Genomic DNA, 25931 nt, shown 5'->3' with positions numbered 1-25931 from the left:
CCTTGCCAAGGGCCGGAGCCGATCCATTCATTCACCATGGTCATCCTTCTTTCTTTTTTTCTGCTCCCTTCGTCTGTGATTTATAAGAATCCGGGATTTGTTTAGCTCATAAAACTCGTGTGAATATGCTCGCCTCGCYRTWTTKGWCGGTCCAGGCATGGCAGGGCAAGAGACTCGGTTCGCTCGTTGCGGCTTCCGGAAGCGGCTCCTTCGTCCTTCCGGAAGCGGCGCATGCGGGCAGCGGCATCTCAGGCGCGGAGCGCAGGCCGCAGCCGTATGAGGACAGAACCTCTCTGCCATGGCGCAAGGAATGGTGGCCTGTGCTCGCCATCGTCGCCGTATACGCGGTCATGATGTTCTGGCAGCTTGGCGATGCCAAAGCTCCCAAAACGGCGTGGCAGCCGGCATCCGATGTCACGGCGCAAGTGCAGGGCGGCCCGCAGGCCGTCGATCATCTGCTGCTCTATGCGGGCATCGGGGACGGCACCGTTCAGGTATCGGTATCCCCCGACGGCATGACCTGGAACGCTCCCGTGGAGCAGAAGCTCGACGGAGGCACCGTATTCCAGTGGAAGTCGGTGCCGCTGGCGGGGCAGACGGCTCAGGCCGTACGAATCACCGGAACCGGAACCGCCGTCGTCTATGAGGCGGGATTGTTCGGACCGGACGGCGCCAGGCTGGCTCTCGCTGCGGATGGCGGCTCGCCGCTGTTCGACGAGCAGGCGCTCGTGCCGGACAAGCCTTCCTACCGCAACAGCATGTACTTCGATGAAATCTATCACTCGCGTACCGCCTATGAGCATCTGCACCGGATCGAGCCGTACGAGACGACTCATCCGCCGCTCGGCAAAGTCATCATTTCCGCGGGCATCGCGATGTTCGGCATGAATCCGTTCGGCTGGAGGGTCATGGGCGGCATCGCCGGCCTGCTCCTGATCCCGGCCATGTACGTTTTCGGACGCGGCTTGTTCCGCTCCCGCAAGGGCGGCCTGCTGGCGGCGGCGCTCATCTTCCTTGATTTCATGCCGCTCGTGCAGTCGAGAATCGGCACCGTCGATACGTATGCGGTCTTGTTCATCATCATGAGCTACCACTTCATGAACCGGTTCTTCCAGCGCAATGAGCCGGGAACGCCGCTCCGCCGCCTGCTCCTGCCGTTTGCCCTGGCCGGCATCTTCTTCGGGCTGGGAGCCTCGGTCAAATGGGTCGGCGTCTATTCGGGAGCGGGCCTTGCGGCGATCTTCTTCTATTCGCTCGTTAGAAGGTATCTCGCGGCTTCCCGTGCCGCAGCTGTTCCCGGCAGGGAGAAAAAAGCGAAGCAGGCAGGCGGCAAGGGCGAAGACGCCGCGCCGAGCCGCGCAAGCGAGAAGAGCTTCATCGCCGGCATGATCGGAGCGGGGCTGCTGTTCTTCGTCCTCGTTCCCGGGGTCATCTACATCCTCACGTATATTCCGTTCATGAGGGTTCCCGGGCCGGGCCATGGCCTGAAAAACGTCATTGAGTTCCAGAAGTTCATGTACGATTACCATTCCAAGCTGGTGGCGACCCATCCGTTCGCCTCGACCTGGTGGGAGTGGCCGATCATCCGCCGGCCGATCTGGTATTATTCCGGTTCCGGACTGGAACCGGGCCAGATCGCGAGCATCGTGTCGCTCGGCAATCCGCTGCTCTGGTGGGCCGGCATTCCTTGTGCCGCGGCCGCCTTCATCGCCGCCTGGAAAAGAAAAGAACGGGCGATGCAGGTCGTCACGATCGGGCTCCTGTCCCAATATCTTCCGTGGGTCGGCATTCCGCGCCTGACCTTCATCTATCACTATTACGCTACCGTGCCGTTCCTGCTGCTCTGTGTCGTCTACGTGCTGCTGCAGCTGCCGCAGCGTATCGGCGCCAAGCAAGGCAAAGCCGCGACATGGACTTACCTTGGCGCTGCCGCCGCGCTGATGGCGATGTTCTATCCGGTGCTGACGGGACAGACGATCAGCCGGGATTATGCCGTTCATTTCCTGAAGTGGTTCGGCAGCTGGACGTTCTTCTAAGCGGCCCGCCACCCGGCAGCGGGCAAGCCATGGCGCGCTGAATCCGCATCAAGGAGTGAAGCCTTGCCTGTAAAGCTTCGCGAATCAAAAGTCCCGCCTCAAGACGGCCGTCTTGAGGCGGGACTTTTTTTTTGCGGGCAAGCCATGGCGCTATTTTTCCGACAGGAAATCTAGGATGCGCTGCTTGTATTTCTCTCTTCCTTCATATCCGTTGTAAAGACGGTTTGTCACCGTAGCGGCATTTCCGAAGAAAAACTTCTCATAAACGCTCTGTCTGCCCCCGAATGCGCTGACGCTCAGCTCCCAGGCCAGTCTGGACAGCTGCACATTATTTTTGGCATCCAATCCGACGCCTTTGAGGTAACGCTGCAATGAATCGCCCAGCTTGCCGTCAAAATCCTTTTCCGAGGGAATCATGATGACGCTGCTCGAGCCGATCAGGTGGATGATCTCGATCATGCGGGGATACACCTTGGGAAAATAAGCATTCGCGGCAAGCAGCGGCTTGGGGTCCGGCACCATGCTTCCCCACTTGTCGCGCTTGGCACCGTTCTCGGCAGCAAGCTGAAGCGACTTGAGCGTCTCCAAAATCACGAGGAGCTCGCTCACCATTTCCACCACGTGGGCGTTCTGGTCGATGCCCGACGTCTCCGCCATCGTTTCCGCCACCCCGAGAAAGAACTCCGTCTTGGCGATGTTCTTGCACATGACCTGGGTGGCGGCATGAGTGTGAAAACGGCTTTCCTCAGAAAGGCGGTTAGCCATGCTCACGTCGCCGCATAGAAAGACGCGGTCCCACGGAACGAGAACATCCTCGAAAAGAACAAGGGTATCCATTTCTTCATATCTGGAACTGAGGGGATAGTCGTAGGCGGATTCTCCTCCCACGAAGCTCTCCCGGCACACGAAGCGGATGCCTGGCAGGCAACTTGGCACGGCAAAGAAAAAGGAATAAGGGCTTTCTCCTTCATGGAAGGTAGGGAAAGGGGCCGGATAGACAAGAATTTCATCCGAGGTCGCTCCCTGGGTATCCAGCATGAAAGCTCCCCTGACGATGATGCCGTCCTTGTTTTTCTCCATGACTCTGGCTGCCGGAGGATCTTCCAGTGCAAGGAGGAAATTGGACAGGCGGGCGGCTTTGGGCTGGATGAAGACATGAGATAGGGTAATATCGTTTTCCCGGCAATATACGTAGTAATTTCTAAGGTTGGCTGCGAACTGAGGATAATCCTTCTCCAAAATTCCGGCAGCGGACGAGTAGGCCATCAGTGCGGTGTTCATATAATCGGGGGCTCTGCCGAGGAAGCCGTTATGGGCATAAGCCCAAGCCTGCATCATTTCTCTTCGGGCGGCGAGGTCTTTTTTTTGTTTTCGGCTGCAGGAAAGAAAGTCCTACGCGTTCTCCCGAAAGGGGGGACTCGAACGTCATTCTCGCCTTCGCCGATTCGTCAGCCTGCATATCGTACATCGAGGCTTGGGTCGCCATCAATCCTTTGAACGCAGCATGCTCGGATACTTTCCCTTGTACCTGCTGTCCGGCGATCCGGATATCAGGCCGATTCCGATCCAGGCGTTCTTTATATTGAAGTCCATTTTTAATAGGCACAGGCGTAAACCTCCCTCAGCGGTCAATAGTTCGTTTCCTTAGCGGATCATGCTAATATATTCAGGCAGGGGGAGCCTAGTTCTGGGGAAACGCTCTTTAGCGCCGCTCGGGCTGAGCTGTATTTCAGCTGTAGAATAGACCGATTTTCATGCCGGAAGCATACATAGGCCTGCCATTCGTCAAGCGGGTCATGCCGCGGTGACAGGGTGTTTACAATTCTCTCCTGTTTCTGGTAAAATGGCTCAAATGCGATGAAGAGAAGAGTAAGCAGATCCGTTATCTCCGCAAGAAAGCATGCTGCTTTCCTTGCGGCCCGCGTGCAGGCGCAGCCGGTAGGAAGAGGCGGCGCAGCCCGGTCAGAGAGCTCCGGCAGCTGAGAAGGAGCAGATAGCGATTTGCCGAATCAAGCCTCCGAGCTTCACATCGGAACCTGCCCGGCGGGCGATGGTGTGACGGGAGCTCCTGTTACAGAGCTGGAGTATAAGCCTTCCTACCGGGATTGCCGTACTCGACGAGGCCTGCATGGCGACATGGAGGCACAACTGGGGTGGCACCGCGACGACAAGTCTCGCCCCCAAGACCTAGGTCTTGGGGGTGGGATTTTTTTGTTTGCTTTCGCACGATAGAAAAGGAAGGAACCATTCAACAACGAGGAGGAGATGCGGCCTTGAACCGCATGAAAGGTATGGAAGCATGGAAGTATCCCGCCATCCTGCTGCTTGGCATCGGCGTGGCGAACATCAGCGGCTGGATTTATTTCATTGCCCTCAATGTAATCGTACTGAATGCAACGAAGTCCGCTATGGCGGTATCGATCCTGTACCTGCTTCGTCCTCTCGCCGCCATGGCGGTAAGCTCCTGGTCCGGCAGCCTGATAGACCGGATGAACAAGCGAAGCCTGATGATCGGCCTTGATGGGGTCAGGGCTTTCCTCATTTTCCTGCTGCCGTTGCTCGACTCCATCGCGTACATTTACGGGCTCGTATTTCTCATCCATATGGCAGGCTCTCTGTTCGGGCCGGCCTCCGGGACTTACATCGCCAAGCTGATCCCGCCGGAGCAGAGGCCCCGCTTCAATTCGCTGAACGGATTGATCGGATCGGGGGCTTTCCTGATCGGTCCGGCGGCAGCCGGCCTGCTGTTCCTCGCCGGTTCGCCGACGTCGGCCATCTACATCAACGCCGCCGCATTGCTGTTCTCGGCAGTCGTCACGATGCTGATGCCCGATCTGGAGAAGGGGTTGTTTGCGGATCAGCCTGTACGCATGAACCGGAACATGATCAGGCAGGATTGGTCGGATGTCCTCGGATTTTACCGAAGCCGCACCGCCATCCTGATTGTCTGCCTGCTGTTCAGCGCTGTCATGGTCGTCATGGCGACGGCCGTCGATTCGCTGGAGGCCGCCTTCGCGCAGAAGGTGCTCGGATTATCCGACAGCGGGTACGGCCTGCTGGTCAGCATTGCGGGAGCCGGAATCATCGCCGGGGCGTCCGTCAACGCCGTCGTCGTCAAGAGGCTGGCGGCTTCCGCCCAGATCGGCTTCGGCGCGATTGGCGTCAGCTTCGGCTACCTCGTCTACGCTTTTTCGGCGGGTTTTGCCGGCGCTGCTGCGGGTTTCTTCATCCTGGCATTTTTTCTCGCGTTCGCCAATACGGGCTTTGCGACGTTCTACCAGAACCATATTCCAGTCGCGATGATGGGGAGGGTCGGAAGCGTCAACGGGTTTTTCGAGGCGATCCTTGTCATGCTGGCGACAGCGGGGTTCGGCTTGGCTGCCGACGGGTACACCGTACAGGCAACGGTCATTGCCGGGGTGCTCGTCATGAGCGTGTTCGGTTTGTCGCTCGGCTTCTATTTGCTGCGGCCATCCAAAGCGAGGCTGCTGGCTTCGCAGCCGGATGGCATCGTTTCGTTGCCGGAAGACGAATAGATTCGGAAGCGCTGTGCGGATGCATGACAAAAGAACCCTCTCTCCCGAATTTCAGGAGAAAGGGTTCTTTCCCTTTCAGTCCGCCGCTTTTTTCAGCGGAACCCATATCTCGCTGACGGAATCCTTGCCCGGCGCGCCGTCTTCCAGGTAGATCTCCAGATCAGCCGTGCCCGCATGTTCATAACCGGAGGAAGGGAACCAGTCGGAGTAGATCCGCTTGGTGACGGACTGGATCGAATCCGGCAGCTGTCCGACGGCGGTGAAGACGGCCCAGGTGGAGGCGGGAACTTCTCTTTCCACAAAGTCCACGCCGTCGATCGTCTTGTCGGCCTCCAGCGTTCCTGCGGGAACTTCGACCGCGATCATGTAGCGGAACCGATCGGTGTCCGGACGGAAGTCGACGCATGCGCCCATAATGGGACGGTCAGGCTGGAGCGAAGCGATCTTGCGGATCGTGCCGTTGGAGGCGCTTTCCTGCCAGAACAGCGGAATGCGGCGGAAGTTCTCCCCGTCGACGCAGCCGACCTCGATGGATGCTCCTGCAATATGGAACGCTTCTTTCTTTTCGATGCGATAATTCATTTTCACATCTCCCTTCAGCGATAGATGAAAGCTCAGCTTGGGAAAGGCGACGAGCGGCGAGCCCGGCAGTCTTGCCATGGAAGGCGTGACGCCGTGGGTTTTGCGAAAAGCCTTGGCGAACGCTTCGGGCGTTCCGTAGCCGTATTTCAAGGCGGCATCGACGACCTTGATGTCCGTCAGGGCAAGCTCCTGCGCGGCAAGCGTCAGCCGGCGCCTGCGGATGTACTCCGCCAGCGTGAAGCCCGTCAGAGCGCTGAACATTCTCTGGAAATGAAAGGGGGAGGAGCAAGCCTCCTTGGCCAGTCCGCCAAGCTCCAGCTCCCCGCCGAGGTTATTCTCAATGATGTCCAGCGCCCGATTCATTCTCGTCAGCCAATCCAAACCGATCTCTCCTTCATTTCCAGCATAACGGGTTATGGGGCCCGCAGCCTGTTCATTTCTGCTCCCGCTGGACCGGTAATCAAGTCAGGCCGAGAAGAGTCCGGTACGATTTGATGATGCCGAAATGCATGCCTTCATGATACAACGCTAGCCGGATGAACTGCTCGGGGGTGGACAAGGTGAATCCCGTCGAGGTGGTGTAAGGAGCCGCGTTTTCCTGCAGTCGGCCGGAAAGGCCGGCACGGACTCGGTCTGGCTGGTCCTGCAGAAGCCGAATGAGCTCCTCCATCGTGGCAGCCTGTGCGGACTCCGGCATCGACGACGGCGAAGTCCCATATTCGTATTGCTCCACGAACCCGTCCGGCAGCTGCTGGGGCAGGCCGATCGCCTGGAACGCGAGCCGCTCCAGCACAACATACAGATGGCCCGAATTCCACCGGATGGAATTGCGGAAGCCTTGAGGAATCGCATCCGCCGACTGTTCGTCGATTCCTTGCAGCCGACCCAGCGTCTGATTCCGCACGAAGTCGAGCTGGTCGAACAGGCTTGTATCCATTTCTAATCACTCCCAGGGTGGTTTTTGCTGTCAGATGCTCAACGTCCATTCCTTGACGAATACGGCTGTGCCGGTGATGCGGACGGAACGGCTGACGCCCTCTTCCCCGATCTCGACGTTCACGCGTCCGTCGCGTCCGATCTCCTGTCCCTGCTCGACGACCAGCTGCAGCGGAAGAGGTCCGCCGGGCCGGATATACGCGTCATAGTATGCCCCCATGACTCCCGAGGCCGTGCCGGTGACGGGATCCTCGACCGTGCCGGAGTAAGGGGAGGAGAAATGGCGGGCATGCAGATCCGCACCGGAGCCGAACGTCTGCAAGCAGATGGGATGCACGGAAGCACGGGGCATTTCCTTCAGGATGTCCGGGAACCATTCGTTTCGCGGAACCATGCGGGGAAAGGCGTCCAGCTGCTTGACCGGCACGATGAGCGTCCAAATTCCGGTGTTCCCGAACACGACGGGCAGCTCGTCGTCCAGATCCGACTCCTCAAGCCCGATCGATTTCGCCAGATCGGCCCTGGAGCCTGCAAAAGGGACGAAGCGCGGCTCGGCCTGCCTCATCGTCATGTCCAGAAACCCGTCGCTCCTTCGCTCGATCCGGATGGGGAGAATGCCTGCCTTGGTCTCCACGGCGAAGGAACGGCCGGGCGCGATCCGCCCCTGCTCCGTCAGCGCGCACAGCGTCGCCATCGTCGCGTGCCCGCACAGATTCACCTCATGTCCTGGCGTGAAGTACCGGATCCGCAGATCGGCCCGGTCGGACGGCAGCACAAACGCGGTCTCGTTGAAGCCGACCCTGGAGGCGACCGCCAGCATTTGATGCTCGGACAAGCCCTCTCCTTCAAGCACGACACCAGCCGGATTTCCCTTGCCCGGGATCGTGCTGAACGCCTCGTAATGACAGACTGAAATCTCAACCATTGAAGCCGCCATCCTTTCCTGAAGCCGAATGAAAACGAACGGATCGCGCAATCCGATAGAGTCCCCATTATACCATGCCGCTTCTCTTCCTATGCGGAGATAGCCATTTATTCCTCTTTTCGTAGAATCGCACCTTGTTCCCCTAATAACGCACATCGTCTATGAAAACGGTTGCATCTTACAATGAGAGAGAAAGCGAAACGATGGGGAGGTCTTCGGAAATGAAGCGATTCCGGGCTGCGGCCGCGGCGCTGATGGCAGTGATGCTGCTGCTGGCCAGCCTGCCGGCTTACGGGGCAGGAGCGGCGGCGCAAGGCGGCAATGGGGCGGGTGATATTCCTGCCGGCAAGATGCGGATCAAGAACATGTGGCAGAACAACTATCTGTACGAGGCAAGCGACGGCACCGTGCGGTACGGGATGACCAGTCCGGGAGATGAATCCTCTCATTGGGAGGTGGAGGCGGCTGGAGGCTCCTATTTGATCCGGAACAGCAAGACGGGGCACTACATCACGGCTTCGGAGACGCCGCAGCGCAGGGATGCCTTGAAGGCCCGGCAAGTGGCGAATCCTTCCGAATCCGAGCAGTGGCACATCAACCCGACCGCGACGAGCGGGTTCATGAACATCGTGAGCGCCGCGGACTCGAGCGGCAAGCGGGCGATCCACGAGGAGGATCAGCTGGGCTTCGCCGAGCTGAGCTCGGATATCAACCTGGAATTCGAAAGCCCCAAATGGATGCTCGTGCCTGTCGACGCGGTCCAGATCGAGTCGCGATTCCATCCGGGCATGGTGCTGTACGAATATGAAGGGCAGATTGCGGGGCAAGACGCTTCCGTCGTCGGCTTCGGCGTCAAAAGCGACAAGGACTTCAATGCCCAGTGGTACATCGAGCCCGGCAGCGTGCCGGGCAAAGTCCAGATCCGAAATCGCGGGACCGGGCATCTGATCAAGCAGGGGCCTCTGGAGTGGGCGGCGATGCCAGCCGGAGATCCCGACCCGAGCGAGCCCGGACTCACCGATTGGCTGCAGGAAAGCTCGTCGGACGGGCTCGGCTATGCGACGTTCGCCAACGGCAAGTTCGATTCGTATCTGCTCAATGCGCAGTTTCCGGACGACCGGGACGCGCGGTCCAACAGCTGGCCGGGATCGAAGAGCAATCCATCGGCCCAATGGCGCATCGTTTCGCCTTCGGCCCTGCAGCCGGTCCGCATCGCTTCGTACACGGACGCGAACTCGCCGACGGATTATCTCTATGAGGAAGCGGGCGCTCTGAAACACGGCGCGCTGGCTTCAGATCCCGCGAAGGCGGCCGATTATCTATGGTTTGTCGAGGATTTCGACGGAACGAAGCGGCTCCGCAATTCGGCGACCGGCCACTATTTGACGAGGAGCGGCGGCACGCTGTCTGCTCTGGACGCCGGATTCGGCACGCCGGAGAGCCAGTGGACGCTTACGCTGTCCGATGACTACGACGACTATCAGACGATCGGAGCCGCAGGCGGCGGGGACGTCTTCGTCACGGGCCGCTCGGACGGCACGGTCCAGGCCGCTGCCGACGCTTCTTCTCTGGGCGCCCAGTGGCAGCTCGTCGATCCATCCTTGCCGGCCGACGGAGCCGATCATTATGTGCGCATCCAGAACGGCTGGCAGCCCTTCTATCTCTATGAGACGGCAGACGGCCTGCTCAAATACGGCAACGCCAAGGACGACACCAGCGACCAGTGGCTGATCCGCAAGCATGAGGGCCGCAAGCTGTTCCAGAACAGGCTGACCGGCCATTATATCAACATTTCGGACATGCCGGACGGCCATATTCAGGTCAGTCCTCTCTCGGACCTGAGCAACGCGGACCGCAGCTTCGTGTGGACGGTGCGGGATACGGGAGGCAACTCCAACCTCATCAGCAGCGTGACGGACAAGGAGCCCGGCAAGCAGCCGGAGAAGTTCGTCTCTCTCCAGAACCTGACCAAATATGCGGAATACGGCGTCATCAACCCGGGCTGGGGAAGCCCGAAATGGAAATTCCTGACGGTGACCGAGGACCGGCAGCGGCTGTTCAGGTACAAGGTGAACGGATCGGACGGCTTGTATCTGAAGGAAACGCAGGAGAACGGCGCGACCGTTGGCATGGTCACGTACGGGGAAGCGGACGCAGGCGATTACTCGGCGGTCTGGTATGTGGAGGATTCCGGCGCCCCCGGCAAGATGCTGCTGAAAAACCAGGGAAGCGGACGTTATGTCGCCCTGGAGAACATCGCCGGGCATGAATCGGAGGATGATCCGGCCGAATCGCCGGAAACCCGGGCGAACATCAATGCGTCTTGGGACAGCGTCAAATGGAGCCTGCAGGATGTGACGGTAGGAGATCAGGTCTATACGGCGTTCAAGAGCGGCTGGGCCGGCCACTACCTGCTTGCGGGGCAAAGCGCCGACGGCGCAAGTCCGGCTATTAGGCTGAGCAAGGCGGCTGGAGCCGGAGAGCGGCCGGAAGCGCTGTTCACGGCGGAGCCGGTAGTCCTGCCTCCTGCGGAAGCTCCAGCGGGACGCTTGCTGCGCATCAAGTCTGCCGGCGGCAAAGGGTACTTGTACGAAAATGCCGGAGGCGTCGTGCTGTACGGCAGCCCGGAAGAAACCAACTCTTACTCTCAATGGGTCATCGTCAAGGAAGAGGACGGAGTGAAAATCCGAAATGCCGCAACCGGCCATTTCCTTACGCTGAACGGCGACTACAGCTTCCTCGAGAGCAAGGCGGCGGGAAGCGCAGAAGCGCCTGAAGCGTCAAGCTGGGATGTCTCCCGGACGGCGGATGGAGGAGCCTGGCTCATCCGCAGCCTGTACGGCAGCTACAGCGACGAGCTCGTCAACTCGGCCAGCGGCGCCGGTTATGCGGAGCATGGGCTGGTGGCGGACAGCTTCGGCACGTCCCGCTGGATATTCGAATATCCAGAGTCCGGCGAAATTCCATCCATTGATGTTCCTGTGAACAAAAACACGTCGACGCCGGTCCAGAACAACGGCGGTCCGGTTGAAATCTCTCCCGCCGGCGACGTCTCCAAGCTGCTGGCCGATGCCGAGGGAGCCGCAGCGTATGTTCCGGCCGGAGCCGGACAAGCGTCGACCCGCTGGCTCGTCCAGGATTTCAACGGCCGCAAGCTCATCCGCAATGCGGCTGCGGGCAAGTACTTGGCCGCCGGAACGGACGGCAGCCTGACTCTGGCGACGGATATGCGCCTTCCGGGAGCGCAGTGGTATCTGGATGAGAAGCTCGGTTACACGCAGCTCCGGAACGCGGATACGGGCATGTACCTGGAGCAGGGATTGAAGCTGGGCACGGAGGCCGGAGCCGGCTGGCGGCTGGAGCCGGTTCGGAGCAGCGTCGAATACAGGGGAAGCGATGCTTTCCATGGCGATGGAGCTTACCGCTTCGCGGTCAACGCGCCTGCTGGCGGAAGCTACACGGTCGTGGTCCGCTACCGTTACAACGGGAGCGTAGCGGAGGCTGCCGGCATCGATGCCAACGGACTGGATGTCCAGCCATTCCGACTGACGAGCCAGGCGGGCAGCGCGGAAGCCGCGTTCGAGCTGAAGCTGCGCGCAGGCATCAATACGGTGTCGGCCGAAGGGCTTCCAAGCGGCGCCTCGATCGACAGCCTGACGGTTGAAGACAGCGCGGCTCCCGCCTACCGGGGAGCAACGGTGAACTACATCAGCTACGAAGCCGAGGATGCGGAGACGAACGGACAGCTCATCGGGCCTTCGCGCAAATACAAGGAGCTGGCATCGGAAGCTTCGGGACGAAAGGCCGTCAAGCTGAACAAGCAAGGCGATTACATCGAATTCAAGACGGCGGCGGAAGCCGATTCTCTCGTTGTCCGTTATTCGATTCCGGACAGCAAGGACGGCAGCGGAGACGAGCGTACGCTCTCGCTGTATGTCGACGGCGTCTTCCGCCAGAAGCTTGAGCTGACCAGCAAGTATGCGTGGGAGTACGGCAGCTATCCTTGGTCCAACGACCCGAGGCAGGGCAGCGCGCACCGGTTCTACGACGACATCCATGCCCGGATCGGAGACGTTCCGGCCGGATCGACGGTTCGGCTGGAAAAAGCCGAGGGCGATGAAGCGGCTTCCTATACGATCGACCTGGTCGACCTGGAGAAAGTCGATGCGGCCTACTCCATGCCGGAAGGCTTCCTCGCCGTCACCGACTTCGGCGCTGCCGCGAACGACGGCTTGGACGACACGGCCGCATTGACGGCAGCCCTTGCGGAAGCGGGCAAGCAGGGCAAGGGCGTGTGGTTCCCGGCGGGAGTCTTCACGTTCTCGAATGAAGTCATCGACCTTCAGGATGCCGTGATCCGCGGAGCCGGCAGCTGGCATACCGAGCTGGACGGGGCGAGATTCTACGGCCACGGCGGCAAGGTCAAGGTGTACGACCTTCTCATCGACGGAGGCATCAGCGTCCGGGATGACGAAGCGTTCGACAATGCTTTCCACGGGGCGTTCGGGCCGGGCTCGGTGCTGCAGAACATCTGGATCGAGCATACGAAGGCCGGGCTGTGGCTGACGCAGCCGATCGGCGAGAAGAAGCGCACGGACGGCCTGTACATGGCCGGACTGCGCATCCGCAACCTGATGGCGGACGGCATCAACTTCGCCGTCGGAACATCGCACAGCATGATGGAGCAGAGCGATATCCGGTATCCGGGAGACGACGGCATCGCGATGTGGTCGTTCACCGACGCCAAGCTTGCGGATGTCAACGGAGCGGAGAGAACGCCGAGCGTGAACAACACGGCCCGCTTCAATACGGTCGCGCTGCCTTGGCTGGCCGACAACATCGTCGTGTTCGGCGGCCGGGACAACGTGATTCAGGACAACATCGCCAAGGATACGATCGCGAATGGAGCCGGCATCGCCGTCTCGACCCGTTTCTCGGCGGAGCTTTCCAAGGCACGACCGTCGTGGAGCGCAACACGCTGATCCGCACGGGCAGCGTCGACTCCGGGTACGGAGTCAATCTCGGCGCACTGTGGCTGTATGCGGGCGAGAACGATATCGGCGGAGACAGCCGCATTGTCGTTCGCGGCAACAACGCTTACGACAGCACCTACTCCGGCTTGATCGTCCATGGCGGCAAGAACGTGCAGGGTGTCGAGCTAACGGACAACGTCCTGGACGGAGCCGGGACGAGCGGAGTGGAAATCACCTCGGACATGAAGGGCTCCTTGCTGGTGGATAATCTCATCATCCGCGGCGAGCGGATCGACCGGGTGAGCAATCCAGCCGCGCCGAACTTCACGTTCCATGAAGTGAATGCCGGCTTCGCATCCGATCCGAAGCCGTTTGAAGTTCGGCTGTCGGATGGACAGACCGGTCCGTTCCGCCTGGAGTCGGGCTTGGCGATAACTCTGCAGGTGCTGGACAAGGACGGAGCGGATGTGACGGGCCAAGCCAAGATCGCCGTCTCGCCGCAAGCCGTAGCTTCGTTCAAGGAGGGCAAGCTTGCCGCTGTCGCCGCAGGCCGCGCCGATCTCGAAGTCCGGGTAGGCGATATTCGACGTGCGTATACGGTGCAGGTCGTCGATTCCGTGCCGACAGAGCCGACGCCGACGCCGACGGGAAGCCCGACGCCAACGCCGACGGGAAGCCCGACGCCAACGCCGACACCGACGGTAGTCCCGACCCCGACGCCGACGGGAACGCCGGTACCGACATCAAGCCCATCAACAGGCCCGATAGGGACTCCATCGCCTTCATTGGCTCCGACCGCAGCGCCATCCGCTTCTCCGGGCACGGGCAGCCAAGACGGAGCGTTGCAAAAGGCATGGACGGATAAGCTCTTCATCGTGGAAGTCCCTGCGGGAAGCGATGGCAAGGTTTCGTTCAGCGCCGGCGCGCTGGAGGAAGCAGCAAAGAGACAGCCGGAGCTCGTGCTGCACCTCGTGAATGGAGCTGTCTCCGTCACGCTCAAGGCGAGAGAGGCTGCGGAATTCCTGCACGCCCAACCGGGCACGCTTGCGCCGGGAACCGCGCTTGAATTCCTGCTGCGCAAGCCGGATGAACCCCAGGCGCGGCTGGCGATGCAAGCCTCGCTGGCCAAGGGCTGGAAACCGCAAGGAACGCCGGTCGAATTCGGGGTTTTCCTGACCACTCCGAGCAGCCGCAAGGAAGCGGAGCCGAGCAGCTGGATCCGATTCGCCTATTCATTCTCGCAGGCAGGGATCGTGAATATAACCGATTCAGCCGTCATCCGTTATGACGAACGTCTGAATTCCGCTGGTTATGTCCCTGCGAATCTCACGGCATCCCATCAACTGGAAACGCAGTTGACGGCAAGAACAAGCCGCAGCGGCATCTTCATGCTCGCCGTCCGTCCTTCCGGATTGTCCGGCCTTGACGGACATTGGAGCGCGCTTGCGGTTAGGAGCCTGGCTTCCAAAGGAATCGTAAGCGGTATTCCGGGAGCCGGCTTCGCTCCGGACAAGCCGGTCACACGCGCAGAACTCGCGGCGATGCTTCTCCGGGCATTGGATTTGAACCTGCCGGAACAGAAGGCGGCGTTCAAGGATGTGTCCGCCGGAAGCTGGTACACAGGAGCGGTTGCGGCCGCAGCCGAGGCTGGACTCATGCAGGGCTACGCCGATTCATCGTTCCATCCGGCGGCTAGGGTGACGAGGGAAGAACTGGCCGTGGTGCTGGCTAGAGCGCTTGCTCATCTTCAACAAGGGGATGCGGCAGGGCAAGCGTCCGAATTTGCCGACGAAGGCTCCATTTCGGGATGGGCGGCCGATTACGTTCGGCAAGCGGCGGCGAGCGGAGTCATGAACGGCTTGCCGGACGGGCACTTCGCTCCCGGCCAAGCGGCCAGCCGAGCCGAAACGGCGACAGCCCTGTTCCGTCTGCTGGCGGGAACGGGGCTGCTAGGCCAATAGAAGCAGCGCGGCAACATTTTCTACACCTGTTTCTTCTCTTGCGCCGAACCTCCCCTTTCTGATATACAAGCATAGAAGGTACACGGAAGGGGAGACTGCAGGATGAAAAAAGATTCCGCTTTGTCGCAAAGCTATCAGGATGCCGACTATCCGATCATCGGGCATGGTCCGCGCTCCATGCAGGTGCTGCTCGATGCTTTCAAGCAGGCAGATGGATCGCAGTTCAGCGATATGTATGGAAAAGGAGAAATCATCGAAGCGTTCGAGGCGAAGATGGCGAAGCTGCTGGGCAAGGAAGCGGCCGTATTTTTCCCGAGCGGCACGATGGCCCAACAGATCGCCCTTCGGATCTGGTGCGACCGCCGCGGCTACCGCACGGCGGCCTATCATCCGCTATGCCACCTCGAAATCCACGAGGAGAGGGGACTGCACGAGCTGCATGGAATCCGGTCCATCCTTCTGGGCGGCGAGGATCGTCTGATTACGCTGGAGGACATCCAGGCGGTCGGGGAGCCAATCGGCTGCTTGCTCCTGGAGCTGCCGCAACGCGAGATTGGGGGCCAGCTGCCTTCTTATGAGGAGCTGGAAGCCATATCCGCCTGGTGCAGGGAGCAGGGCATCCCGATCCATCTGGACGGAGCGCGCCTGTTCGAGATCGTTCCTTACTACGGCCGCTCGGAAGCCGAGATCAGCAGCCTTTTCGACAGCGTCTATGTATCCTTCTACAAGGGAATCGGCGGCACCGCCGGCGCCATTCTGGCGGGGGATGCCGATCTGGCGCAGCAATCGAAGGTGTGGAAAAGACGCCATGGCGGGGATCTGATCAGCCTCTACCCGTACATTGTCAGCTCGGAGCATTATCTGGACAAGCGTCTGCCGCTGATGGAGTCGTATCTGGACGGCGCCCGCGATCTCAGCTCCCGCTTCAACCGCTGCAGCCGCATGCGCACAGTGCCGGAGAAGCCGGTGTCCAATATGTTCCATCTGCATCTGGACCTTCCTGTGGAGCGGGCATCGGCTCTGCTGGAGCAGACGGCGAAGGATACTGGAGTCGGCTTCCTGCCCTACCTGAAGGAGACTTCTCCGGACTCCTGTGCCGGAGAGATTCATATCGGCGACCGCTACGCCCGCATCCCGGCGGAGAAGCTGGATCAGGCGTTCAAGCGTCTGGAGGAGCTGGCCGGACAAGCGTGATGCCTGAGATGCGTCTGAGTTTGGAGGGCAGCCCGCAAGCTTCGATGTTGGCATTATGATTCAATGAATCGAAAAAGAGCCGTTCTCTTCCAAAGAGAAACGGCTCTTTTTCAATTGAAATATACGCTCAGCTCGCGTGGATCGGACCAGATGCGGTTGATCGCCCATTTATCCTTTTCTTTGATCACCGTCGCTCCGCCCGGAACCTTATATTCTTTGACCTCGTTGTTTTCATTCGTTACTTTGACCATGATGTCATAGGTAAAGTCAAAACAATGCTCAACCTCTTTCGTTGGTTGGATCGTCACCTTTTGAAGCTCAGCACCTACATTCGATCGGCTTTTCTTGGCTATCCGGATGGGAATTGCCGTGTCACTATTGGCTTTTAATTTGTTCCATACATTTTCCGTTACGTAGGGCTGGATCTCTTTATTTTTCTCTTCAATTGCGGGGAGATCGATTTCCGGGATAGATTCATGTTTCACGGCATACAGCTTGCCGACAAATTCCTTTGCCAGCGATTCCGCCTCCGATTGTTCTGAGTTTGAATGGCTGCAAGCCATTAGGACAACAGCCATGAATAAAAATGCCGCGGCTGCTTTTAAACGTTTCACCATGAGTGATCTCCTCTCAGATTTTACCAGTCACTTTAGATTAACAAATGATGTAAACATGTCAACATGAAGTGGGGAATGAGCCGTGGTTTTCAACCAATTTCTGGATGACCTCTTTCTTTTGGCGAAAGAACAGAACTCCCATCCCTAAAGAAGAAAAAAAGCCTTTCGCTAATCCCGATTCAGGGACGCGAAAGGCTCTTGTTTAAATTTAAATTGAACTGCCGAGTCCTAACCTGGCATGCCGGCAAGGCGCTGTCTCAGCATGGGAGCGTAATAGGCTCTCATGGACTCGAATTCGGCTGCGACCTGACTGCCGCGTTGGATGGTTCCCATAGCCGAATGCCGCCGGTACAAGGTAAGCGGTTCGTTCAGGAAGTGCATGCCGACGCCGTTGAGCGCGATGCGGACCCACATGTCGTAGTCATGCGTATAGGGCAGGCCTGGATTGAACCAGCCGACAGCTTCGGCCAGGTTTCGGAGCATCATGACCGTGCAGCCGTTGATCGGGCAATAGTCGAGCAGGGCGGAGACGAACGCCTTTTCCGTGGGAAACTTCATCGTGGAGCAGTACTGCGTAATCTGGTTGGCTGCGTTGATGGTATGGTAGTCGGTGAAGCTGAATTGAGCTCGTTTCTCTTCCATGAAGGAAACCTGATTCACGATCTTGTCGCGGACGAACACATCATCCGAGCTTAGCCATGCGACGTAACGTCCTGCCGCTCGCTGCATGCCGTAATTCAGCGCGCTGGCGGTTCCTCCGTTGCTCTTCTGCAAGTAGACAATCCGGGAACGGTAGGGGTCCAGCAGATGCTGATGCATCGTGGAGCCGTCATCGACGACAATCACCTCGATGTTGGTGTAGCTTTGTCCCAACACGCTGGCAACTGCCTGGCCGATATAAGGACAATTGTAAAACGGAATCACAACCGTAACGGAAGGCAGCACGGGCCTTTCACTCCCTCATTTGGCTCTTTGAGGCAGTGTATGGCGAAGAGTAAGGAGGGGGAAGGGCATGTACCCGGCGGCAGCCGCACAATCTGTCTTTGTTCTTGAGCCGTCTGTCGGATCGGCTCCTCCGTCGCCATTGAAAGCGATGGAGCGTCTTGGCCGGGACTTGGAACTGTCTGGATGGCCAGTTTTCTCTTCGTCTTCCCTTCGGCAATCACTCAGTGTCTGACATTCTCGATCCGGAATACGATCTGCTTGACGGGCTCGCTGCCGGAGGCGAATCGCTTCCTGCTGCCTTAGCGCACAGAGGCAATCGCGAGGGAACAGCGCATACACATCCCGGGACACCCTGCAGCCCTGCCGCCTTTTCATCGGAATAGGGTGTTAGACGATACTAAATCTGATTCAATAAGGATTAAAAGAGTATTCAAAATTAGCTATCATAATAAATGTCATACCAAAAGCTTTATCTTTCTTTTGTATTTGATCTATAGAGCTTCTAATAACGAATCCATCTGTAGACTCTTCAAGCAAATAAGTAATGGAGGAATTATTGTTTGACTCATCCGTATGACCAGGTTTTTCATTATGATTGATTCGATCGACTCACCGAATTTGATTCCCCTTGGAGTCCTATATTTTTTTGTTGCTTTCAGTAGTATCATCAAGTATAAGTCCGTCAACAATATGATCCTTATTGAAATGAACTTTGATTCCTCTGTATTCATTAATCCCCTAAAAATCGATGAAATCAATTGGTGTACCTAGTTTATTCTAATCCATCATTTATTGCTGAAGGGGAGTTTAAGCCCGGAGTACTACTTTCTGAAGATTTATCTTTTTATGAACCAGAGGCAAAACTTAAGTTGGTCTAGGTATGACAAGAGAACAAATAGAACTTTATCATTTTATTGTTTTCACCAGCCCGAAAGCCTTCGGGTCGTCATACTTAGGCTTGCTGGGTTGTCTGGCCGCTCTGCTTTCTTGAAAATCCTCGGCCGAATCGAGGGGCGAATGGTACAAATGTCACAGTCCTCTTCGATAACTCTTCCCAAAACTTTATTCGTTCCACAGTCTTTCTACTTCTTTCAATTCTAACTCTTCAAAATACAATTTATAAATATCTGGTTTCTTTAATTGATCTAAAAAGTCCAATCCATAGCTTGAATCAAAAGAATTCATCATCAAAGTCATTACAAGGCCATGAGTCCCAATTACTATTTTCTTACCTGCGTGTTCTTCCAATATCATTTTCATTACTGAAATTGATCTATTTTGACAATCAGCATTAGTCTCTCCTCCAGGTAAACAGTATTCAAAGTCATAGAATTTCTCTCTAATTAAAGACATCAGCTCAGTATTCTCAATAATATCATCTGCAAAATATTTTTCTCTGAGATCTTCAAATGTTTTGATTTCTAATCTTAAGTATTCAGCCAATCCTTTTATACTCAGTATTGCTCGATTGTAAGGACTTGATATCATTAGTTCAATTCCTTCATCTTTAAGCCTTTCAGTGATCTTTTCAACATCTGCCTTACCCTTTGAGGTAAGTCCTCTAGTTCGTTCATTTCCTTCCGTATATGGCGATTCGGCATGCCTAACCATGTATATAATGGTCTTCATATAAGCCTCCTTGGGGATCTTGCATTTATGTACTGTGTTTCATTAGCCTTAAGTGACCTTAGGGAATGAGGCGCTAGACTTTAGCATGGCAGGAGTCTCTGTCTCCACGATTTTGTTCAAGTGTCAAGAAGTTGAAATGAAAGAACGGGAAGGACCGCGATGGGGAAGAGGGGCTTACTTACTGGTTTTCGCGGCTAATGTTTCTAGGTGTGTAATCTTTATATAATCTTATATGGTCTTTCAAAGGTATCGGAAACATTCTAGTATTCACGAACCCGGGTGTCTTAAGTTACCGTGTGGAAGGGGGCGTTAGACTTAGCCTCGCAGGTGTTGTCCGGCTGTCTTTCACTCTCCTCGGTACATATCAGTCCGTACTAAGGGGGAAGGCTCGCAACGTGAATACAGTGTTATGCGTAGTTTTTACCTTCCCTGATTGACTATCAAGTTGTATCTTTCCCTGATCTGACTTTGTATCTTTTGTGAAGTAATTTGACTTTCCCTCATTAGCTGATTTAATTTCTCGTAATTTTCCCAATGCTTTTTCCATAACTCTTTGTCTACTAGCTCTTCGAGGTTAATTGGTTTTACATCCTTCCAATTCTCGAAATTTTCGAGTCTTTTTATTCTTTCATCAATGTTCTTAATACCCCTAGCTTTAGGGGCTAGTTTCGCATTACTCATTATCCATGTTTTCCAAGGTTTGTTTCCCTTTGATTGATTACATTTACCGCATGAGGGTACTAGATTGTAAATATCAGATATGTAGCCTGTTGGTTTCTTATCAATAATTAAAGGTCTAAAGTGATCCCATTCAGTATAGTTATCTCCACAATAAGAACACTTCAAATTCAAGGGATCAAGCCCCAAGATATCCAGGCATTCTTTAACATCACTCTCTGAGGGAACAATGCAAGGTATTATTCCATTTACGAAAGAGTTGGTAATACTAGATGATTTTCCACTTACATTAACAGGCTTTGGCATTTGAAAAGTAGCAAAGTAATTCAAATTAATATCTCCTTAAGCAGTAATTACGCATAACGTCTCTTATATTCACGGACCCGAGTGGCTTAAATGACCGTAGGGAACGGGACGCCAGACTTACCTCGTAGATCTTGTTTGCTGAATCTGCTTCCTCGAAATGCTTTTGGAGACAAAAGGCGTAAGCCCACAGATTGAACTAGCCTCGCAGGTGTGTCCGCCCGACCCGACTTCATCGAAATTCATCTATCGGACCGAGGGCCAAATGGCCCGAAGCGTGAATACGGTGTTATGTGAAGTCATTGCCATCTCGATTACACCCAAAAAGTATCGCTACTATCTATCTCCATTAATTGTTTCTCAAAGTCTTTAACAGGTTTTATGTCATCTACAAAATGCCACTTATCCTTACTGTCCTTCCAATAGAATTTCCAATATGATTCTTCTAACCTAACTTGAGCTATCGGGTATTCAAAACGTCTTCCCATATATCCTGGTCATTCTTGACTTAATGTAACTGTATTTCCCCTGAATTTATATCTAATTTCAATTTCATTTTTCAAATGGTCAGGAATTTTCTTATCTATATAGTTGTCTAGTATTTTTTCAATTCTCTTCTTCGTGAATGCATCAAGCAAAATATCACTCCGTTTTTCAATTTTTTATCAAGCAATGATTTCATATAACGTTCTTGTATTCATGACGTCCTTACACCTTAAGTCCCGGAAGGGTGAACGCGATGCGGTTAGATCAAAGGATGTGTCCGCTGAATAATCTTCCCCAAAAGGCCTCATTTTGACCGAGAGCCTTATGGTCCGATGCGTGAAGAGGGTGTTATGTGAGGTCACAGAATTCGAAGCGTATCACACATCTTGTATATTCCGTATATCTAGATTGGTCATTCTACTTAATCTCTCAATTACTGTTACATAAATTCCATCATCCTCAACACATTCCGTATCCAGATTCCAGATTTGGTCGGATACATCATAGAATTTGTCATCTATCTCTATTTCTCCACCCATTGAAATCAATAAACGTTGATTTAGATTCTCTTCGTAGTCTGCTGAGGAGAACTCCTGTAATACAGATTCTCTAGGAATAGTTGAGTTTACGAAAATACCCAACTCAGAGAGTCTAAAAACGTTCCCGTATTCACGACTCTCCTCCAGTATACTTGCGGCTCCTAAATATGGAAATAAAAAAGGAAATTCAAGTCGGCCCTCTTGAGAGAAGTCCGTCTGAATCTCCTTTGGATTGCGCTTTCTACCTCGAAGGCAATCCGTCTCTTCCAGTATACAAATGAAATCACCAATTATTGAAAATAAAAAAGGGTATCCCTGCCGCCTGCAGGGATATCCCGATCATTCTAAAACAAGGCCATCCCCAAGGGGTGGCCTTGTTTTAGGACTGGCTCCGGCTCAAGCCATCCAGCGAATGAGCAGGCCGGACTGGGATAGACCGCCGCCGAAGCCGTACAGAAGCAGCAGCTGTCCTTCGCGGATGCGGCCGCTGCGGACTCCTTCGCTTAAAGCGAGCGGGATGGAGGCAGCCGACGTATTGCCGGTATGCTCCAGAGTCGTAATGGTTTTATCGAGAGGAATGCCCGTCTTCTCGCTCACGACATCGAGAATCCGCATATTGGGATTATGCGGCACGAACCAGTCGACATCTTCCGGAGCCGTTCCGGCTTCATTCAGCATTTCGAGAATGCTTTCCGGAACACGGCTGATCGCCCAGCGGAACACGGCACGTCCGTTCTGGACGATTTTGCCCGACTGCTGGAGCGAATGCTCGCCAATAGACGGGGACAGGCTGGACCGGTACAAGTGATGGCCGTCCTCTCCATCCGTGCGGGCAAAGGAGTGCAGCCAGGAGGGCTTGCTGTCCGCAGCTCCGGCTTCGACAAGCACGGCTCCCGCGCCGTCTCCGAACAGGATGCAGGTCGTGCGGTCGGTGTAATCAGTAATTCGCGACAGCGTTTCCGCGCCGATGACAAGGATCTTGCGATGCAGTCCGGAGGCGATAAGGCCGCCGGCGAGCTGCAACGCGGAGACGAAGCCTGCGCAGGCGGCCGCGACGTCCGCAGCTCCGGCTGCCTTGATGCCGAACTCGGCTTGTACGCGAGCTGCCGTCTGGGGGAAGAAAGTATCAGGCGTTGCCGTTGCGACAAGAATGTAGTCTACATCCTCGAGGCTCTTTTCCGGGTAGCGCTCGATCAGGTCGCGCACGGCATGGAAGCACAGGTCGCTCGTATATTCGTCGTCAGCTGCGATACGGCGTTCCCGGATTCCCGTCCTCTGAACGATCCATTCATCGTTGGTGTCGACTATTTTTTCCAGATCGTCATTGCTCAACACTCGCTTCGGCAAATAGGAGCCTACTGCGGTGATGCGGGCGGATGTACGGTAGCCGGTCGTAATCGGGGCCTTGCTAGACATAAGCAATCAACCTCCCGGTATGGTATCAAGTATTAGTATCAGGTACTAATAATGATGATACCATAGTTACGGATTTAACAAAAGCTCGCAGCCCTGTTTACCGTCAAGGAGCAGCGGCCCAATGTCATCCAGAAGGTCATGAAGGATTTTATCTACGTGACTATCGAGAAGAGCCAACGGCTCAATCGGATTCCTCCTTCGAGTTCACGGCGGGCGCTTGCATTTTCTCTTTTATCGCCGGGTAACGACCCTCAAGGCGCTGATCCGAATCAATTCCTTCTCAAGCGCACTGGCCGGTCTGATGGGAATTAGGACCGCATTAGGCGTTGATGATCGCTTCCTGCTCGGAGGGCTGGTGGATGATGGGTCGATACTTGCTGGCTCTGCTTTTACGGTAGCGCTGGCTGCCCTTACCCCCAGCTACGGGAGATGCGGTTGAGGCGTTTGCAAATCGAAATAGTCATCTTGACGGGCATCGCTTCACCAATGACGCCGAAATTCATTCTAAGTACAACGCCCTATACTTAATTTCTTTAGCAACGGTGATGAACGAATGGAATACCCCTGAATCGCTTCAGATATCGCTGTCCAACTGGAGGACACAGTCGTTTCGTTCATCGACGTCGCCAGAGCCGAACCGGGAGACAAGTCGATAAGTTTTGCTCGCGCAGCTTACTTCATGCGGGGTTCGTCGATTGGAAATTCCGACGGCGGAGTCTTTCCGATTAGAATGGATTGGCAAATGGAGACGATGCGGCCTGGACGATTGTGCTTGGAGCCGATCTTGAAGGCGAAGCCCAGGCGCTTCTGACGGGAGCGGCAAGCGGACCGGATGCGGATCAAGCCATAGCCTGTCAGAAGGAGCGGATCGCGAAGATCGGCTGGCACAAGATTGGATGGTAAGGAGATAAGAACATAGCAACATTAAGAGGCTATTTGTTTTATCCCTATGGTTGACAAAGAACTTAGATACATTCCCGAGAATGACGGCGCCAGGCAGTCGTAGCAGGCCCTGCAGCCAAACTAAGAGCCGGCCTGGCGGCATGTTGCTTGCTATCGGGCTGGCCCTATTTTTTCCGTTCATCATGGTGCGGGCTCGTTCGCGATTTGGGACGTCGTTCTCGATGATGATCGCGTTGTCCGGCAGCGGGAATCTGGGCTGGCTGGTCAGCCAGCTGTCCGCTGCCAAGGAGAACAAACCGGCTTCCTCGGAAGCCGCTGTCTACGAAAATAAACGGCCCTTGTCGCCGATGGCAAGGGCCTCAAGCCCGGTCAATCCCAATTGAAGCCGAAACCCGTGTGGAGCTTGTGCTTGCCCAAGCTGGACTCGGCATCGATGCCGATGCTCTGCGAATCGACATGAGCGCCGCCGCCGAGTCCAACCTGCAGGTTGCCGACATGGCCGCCGGCGTTCACGTTCATGCCGTAGCCGTGATGGCCGTTTCCACCTGCAGAGGCTCCGGCCTGCAGGCCTGCCTCATAGGGACCGACATGCCCGGTCGTATGAGCGTTCAGTCCATATTTCTGCCAGTCCAGGCCGGTGTTTAGACCCGCTTCATAGGAGCCGATATGGCCGCTCGCCTGATGGTAGGCGCCGTGCGGTCCCCATTGGAGGCCAGACTTCAGGCCGGATTTGTAAGGGCCCAGATGACCGTACGCCTGCACGCCTGCCCCGTGCCCGCCCAGATGGCTGCCTAAATTGAATCCGGCTGCGGGACCGCCGACATCAACGCCTGTCTTGAGGCCGAAGTGCTCGGGTCCGCCAAAGAAGCCGCCCGCATGGCCGCCGATGCCGTAGCCTCCTGTATAGGCGCCTACATGGCCTTGGTAGCTGTGCGGTCCCTGTTCGTTGTAGCTTTGGGCGCCCTGGCTCTCGTAATGGTGCGGACCTTGACTTTGATAATAGCCGTCGCGGCCATAGACGTGCCTGTGCGCATAAGGCTGATGATGAAGATATCGCTGTCCCCAGTAGGATCATACATTGGATAGGGATAGGTTGGATGCATAGTTGCCAGAACCTCCTCGCATTTGCTCTAGCCTATTCCACATTGTAGTCTTGTGTGCGCCTTCACGATGCTTTAAGGGGGAAAGACTCTTTTAGAAAGGGTTATGTTTTAAATCATAAGTTCTATTTCATTGGAACAAACTCGATCATTTCTTCTGTCGATGGCCGTCATTGAAATCGAAGAATGATTCCTAGTGGCAGATCTATTTTTGCTCTGGCATACGGACAAGGCAAATTAATTGGTGTAGGAATGTTGGAAGAAAATGCAGATACTGAAGACAGGAGCAATTCACTAAAAATAGATTCATAGTCGCGGAACGGCTGTGAGAAGAAGCAAAAATAAAAACAGGCCCTGATATGGGCCTGTCAGGCTGTCGAGACATTCCAGCTCGCGGAGCTGATTGGTCCGCAATTTCTGCGTATTCTAATGCTGCACCCTTTTAGAATTAACTTCACCTGGCAATGGAAAGGTTTTCTGCAGGCTTTGTTAAACCTTAATTCTGATCGTGGATCTTTACGAATGGGAGGTTGGCAATCCATAAGAAACAACCCAAGTTGGATATGTTAAAATTTAGTCATTGTAGATATCCCTCTTGGACAAAGGAGAACTGAAAATGAGAAAACTTGTTCTTTTTCTTCACGCATCGCTGGACGGTTTTGTAGAAGGGCCCAATGGCGAAATGGACATTGGCTGGATTTCCTACGATGCTGATTTGGAGAAACACGCGAAAGAAATTCTGAGTACTGCCGATACGGTCGTTTGGGGGCGCGGGACTTACGAGATGATGCACAATTATTGGCCATCTGTGCCTTCCAACCCATCAGCTTCGCAGCATGAACGGGATCATGCCGAGTGGATTGAAAAGACAGCTAAAATTGTTTTTTCCACGACGCTGGAGAAGGTCGAATGGAATAATTCCAGACTCGTGAACGAAGATGTCGAGGAAGCAATCAAAACCCTCAAGCAGCAGCCAGGCAAGGATATGGTCATCCTCGGCAGTCCTAGGCTCGCACACCACCTGATGCAGCTTGATTTGATTGATGAGTATAAAATTACGGTTTCTCCTGTCCTGATCGGCAAGGGATTGCCGTTATTCCAAGGTCTCAAGGAAAAGATCAATCTTAGGCTAATTGAAAACAAGACCTTCGATTCTGGAGCAATAGGTCTCG

At 55.4% G+C, this 25931-nt stretch carries 19 protein-coding genes and 1 pseudogene; 8 read left to right on the top strand and 12 right to left on the bottom strand.

Features of this window, described 5'->3' with window-relative positions; translation table 11 throughout:
• Positions 1-125 precede the first annotated feature (125 nt).
• Positions 126-2036, top strand: a pseudogene (locus tag BN871_RS15615) (phospholipid carrier-dependent glycosyltransferase).
• A 150-nt stretch (positions 2037-2186) separates the two neighbouring features.
• Here BN871_RS15615 and BN871_RS15610 read toward each other — a convergent pair.
• Together BN871_RS15610 and BN871_RS29930 are read right to left on the bottom strand one after the other, a co-directional pair.
• Positions 2187-3374 carry a 4-hydroxyphenylacetate 3-hydroxylase C-terminal domain-containing protein gene (locus tag BN871_RS15610; protein ID WP_332310224.1) on the bottom strand — a complete coding sequence of 396 codons (1188 nt, stop codon included), beginning with the start codon at positions 3372-3374 and terminating at the stop codon, positions 2187-2189.
• Positions 3346-3642 carry a 4-hydroxyphenylacetate 3-hydroxylase N-terminal domain-containing protein gene (locus BN871_RS29930; RefSeq protein WP_332310223.1) on the bottom strand — a complete coding sequence of 99 codons (297 nt, stop codon included), beginning with the start codon at positions 3640-3642 and terminating at the stop codon, positions 3346-3348. Before BN871_RS29930 ends, BN871_RS15610 begins: the two co-directional genes overlap by 29 nt.
• A 676-nt stretch (positions 3643-4318) precedes the next feature.
• Here BN871_RS29930 and BN871_RS15605 point away from each other — a divergent pair.
• On the top strand, positions 4319-5572 hold the full coding sequence (locus BN871_RS15605; protein ID WP_048747165.1) for an MFS transporter: 1254 nt from the start codon (positions 4319-4321) through the stop codon (positions 5570-5572).
• A gap of 75 nt (positions 5573-5647) precedes the next feature.
• Here BN871_RS15605 and BN871_RS15600 read toward each other — a convergent pair whose 3' ends face one another.
• The 3 genes from BN871_RS15600 to BN871_RS15590 form a co-directional block, all read right to left on the bottom strand.
• The gene (locus BN871_RS15600) at positions 5648-6535 is read right to left on the bottom strand and encodes a GyrI-like domain-containing protein (RefSeq protein ID WP_083436475.1); all 888 of its coding nucleotides are present in this window, start codon (positions 6533-6535) and stop codon (positions 5648-5650) included.
• Between the two features lie 79 nt (positions 6536-6614).
• Positions 6615-7091, bottom strand: coding sequence for a DinB family protein (locus tag BN871_RS15595; RefSeq protein ID WP_021877895.1), 477 nt, complete (start codon positions 7089-7091; stop codon positions 6615-6617).
• Positions 7092-7121: 30 nt separating this feature from the next.
• Positions 7122-8015, bottom strand: a complete 894-nt coding sequence (locus BN871_RS15590; protein ID WP_048747164.1) for a PhzF family phenazine biosynthesis isomerase — start codon at positions 8013-8015, stop codon at positions 7122-7124.
• Positions 8016-8236: 221 nt separating this feature from the next.
• Between BN871_RS15590 and BN871_RS15585 the strand changes: the two genes are divergently transcribed.
• The 3 genes from BN871_RS15585 to BN871_RS15575 all read left to right on the top strand — a co-directional run bounded on the left by BN871_RS15585 (position 8237) and on the right by BN871_RS15575 (position 16143).
• Positions 8237-12997 carry a glycosyl hydrolase family 28-related protein gene (locus BN871_RS15585; protein WP_048747157.1) on the top strand — a complete coding sequence of 1587 codons (4761 nt, stop codon included), beginning with the start codon at positions 8237-8239 and terminating at the stop codon, positions 12995-12997.
• A complete protein-coding gene (locus tag BN871_RS27775) occupies positions 12979-14949 on the top strand; it encodes an S-layer homology domain-containing protein (protein WP_048747155.1) in 1971 nt (656 codons plus the stop codon). The genes BN871_RS15585 and BN871_RS27775 overlap by 19 nt, the downstream gene beginning before the upstream one ends.
• 102 nt (positions 14950-15051) lie before the next feature.
• Positions 15052-16143: a low specificity L-threonine aldolase gene (locus BN871_RS15575; protein ID WP_048747153.1), complete on the top strand. Its 1092-nt coding sequence runs from the start codon at positions 15052-15054 to the stop codon at positions 16141-16143.
• A 110-nt stretch (positions 16144-16253) separates the two neighbouring features.
• On the opposite strand, the gene BN871_RS15570 is transcribed toward BN871_RS15575, so the two are convergent.
• The 6 genes from BN871_RS15570 to BN871_RS15540 all read right to left on the bottom strand — a co-directional run bounded on the left by BN871_RS15570 (position 16254) and on the right by BN871_RS15540 (position 22756).
• Complete coding sequence (locus tag BN871_RS15570; RefSeq protein WP_021877902.1) at positions 16254-16760, bottom strand: hypothetical protein; 507 nt, start codon at positions 16758-16760, stop codon at positions 16254-16256.
• Between the two features lie 228 nt (positions 16761-16988).
• A complete protein-coding gene (locus BN871_RS15565; protein WP_021877903.1) occupies positions 16989-17705 on the bottom strand; it encodes a glycosyltransferase family A protein in 717 nt (238 codons plus the stop codon).
• A 1062-nt stretch (positions 17706-18767) separates the two neighbouring features.
• A complete protein-coding gene (locus BN871_RS15555) occupies positions 18768-19334 on the bottom strand; it encodes a histidine phosphatase family protein (protein WP_048747149.1) in 567 nt (188 codons plus the stop codon).
• A gap of 420 nt (positions 19335-19754) precedes the next feature.
• The gene (locus BN871_RS15550; protein WP_157060306.1) at positions 19755-20342 is read right to left on the bottom strand and encodes an HNH endonuclease; all 588 of its coding nucleotides are present in this window, start codon (positions 20340-20342) and stop codon (positions 19755-19757) included.
• Between the two features lie 287 nt (positions 20343-20629).
• Complete coding sequence (locus BN871_RS29130; RefSeq protein WP_021877907.1) at positions 20630-20803, bottom strand: DUF3024 domain-containing protein; 174 nt, start codon at positions 20801-20803, stop codon at positions 20630-20632.
• A 933-nt stretch (positions 20804-21736) separates the two neighbouring features.
• Positions 21737-22756 carry a ketoacyl-ACP synthase III gene (locus BN871_RS15540; RefSeq protein ID WP_048747147.1) on the bottom strand — a complete coding sequence of 340 codons (1020 nt, stop codon included), beginning with the start codon at positions 22754-22756 and terminating at the stop codon, positions 21737-21739.
• Between the two features lie 735 nt (positions 22757-23491).
• Between BN871_RS15540 and BN871_RS27770 the strand changes: the two genes are divergently transcribed.
• Together BN871_RS27770 and BN871_RS15535 are read left to right on the top strand one after the other, a co-directional pair.
• Positions 23492-23659 carry a hypothetical protein gene (locus BN871_RS27770; protein ID WP_021877909.1) on the top strand — a complete coding sequence of 56 codons (168 nt, stop codon included), beginning with the start codon at positions 23492-23494 and terminating at the stop codon, positions 23657-23659.
• A 140-nt stretch (positions 23660-23799) separates the two neighbouring features.
• Positions 23800-24042 (top strand): hypothetical protein, encoded by a 243-nt coding sequence (locus BN871_RS15535; protein WP_021877910.1) that lies wholly within the window; start codon positions 23800-23802, stop codon positions 24040-24042.
• On the opposite strand, the gene BN871_RS15530 is transcribed toward BN871_RS15535, so the two are convergent.
• Positions 24029-24421: a hypothetical protein gene (locus tag BN871_RS15530; protein WP_048747145.1), complete on the bottom strand. Its 393-nt coding sequence runs from the start codon at positions 24419-24421 to the stop codon at positions 24029-24031. The two genes, BN871_RS15535 and BN871_RS15530, sit on opposite strands and share 14 nt — an antisense overlap.
• 954 nt (positions 24422-25375) lie before the next feature.
• On the opposite strand from BN871_RS15530, the gene BN871_RS15520 reads away from it, so the two are divergent.
• Positions 25376-25931 (top strand): dihydrofolate reductase family protein (locus tag BN871_RS15520; protein WP_048747141.1); only part of this gene is annotated, 556 nt, incomplete at its 3' end.

Origin of the sequence: Paenibacillus sp. P22 (assembly GCF_000469945.2) — a bacterium.
In the GTDB taxonomy this organism is placed as follows: domain Bacteria; phylum Bacillota; class Bacilli; order Paenibacillales; family Paenibacillaceae; genus Paenibacillus_O; species Paenibacillus_O humicus.
Note: the sequence above shows the minus strand (reverse complement) of the source record. Positions and strands in the feature narration are given on the sequence as shown.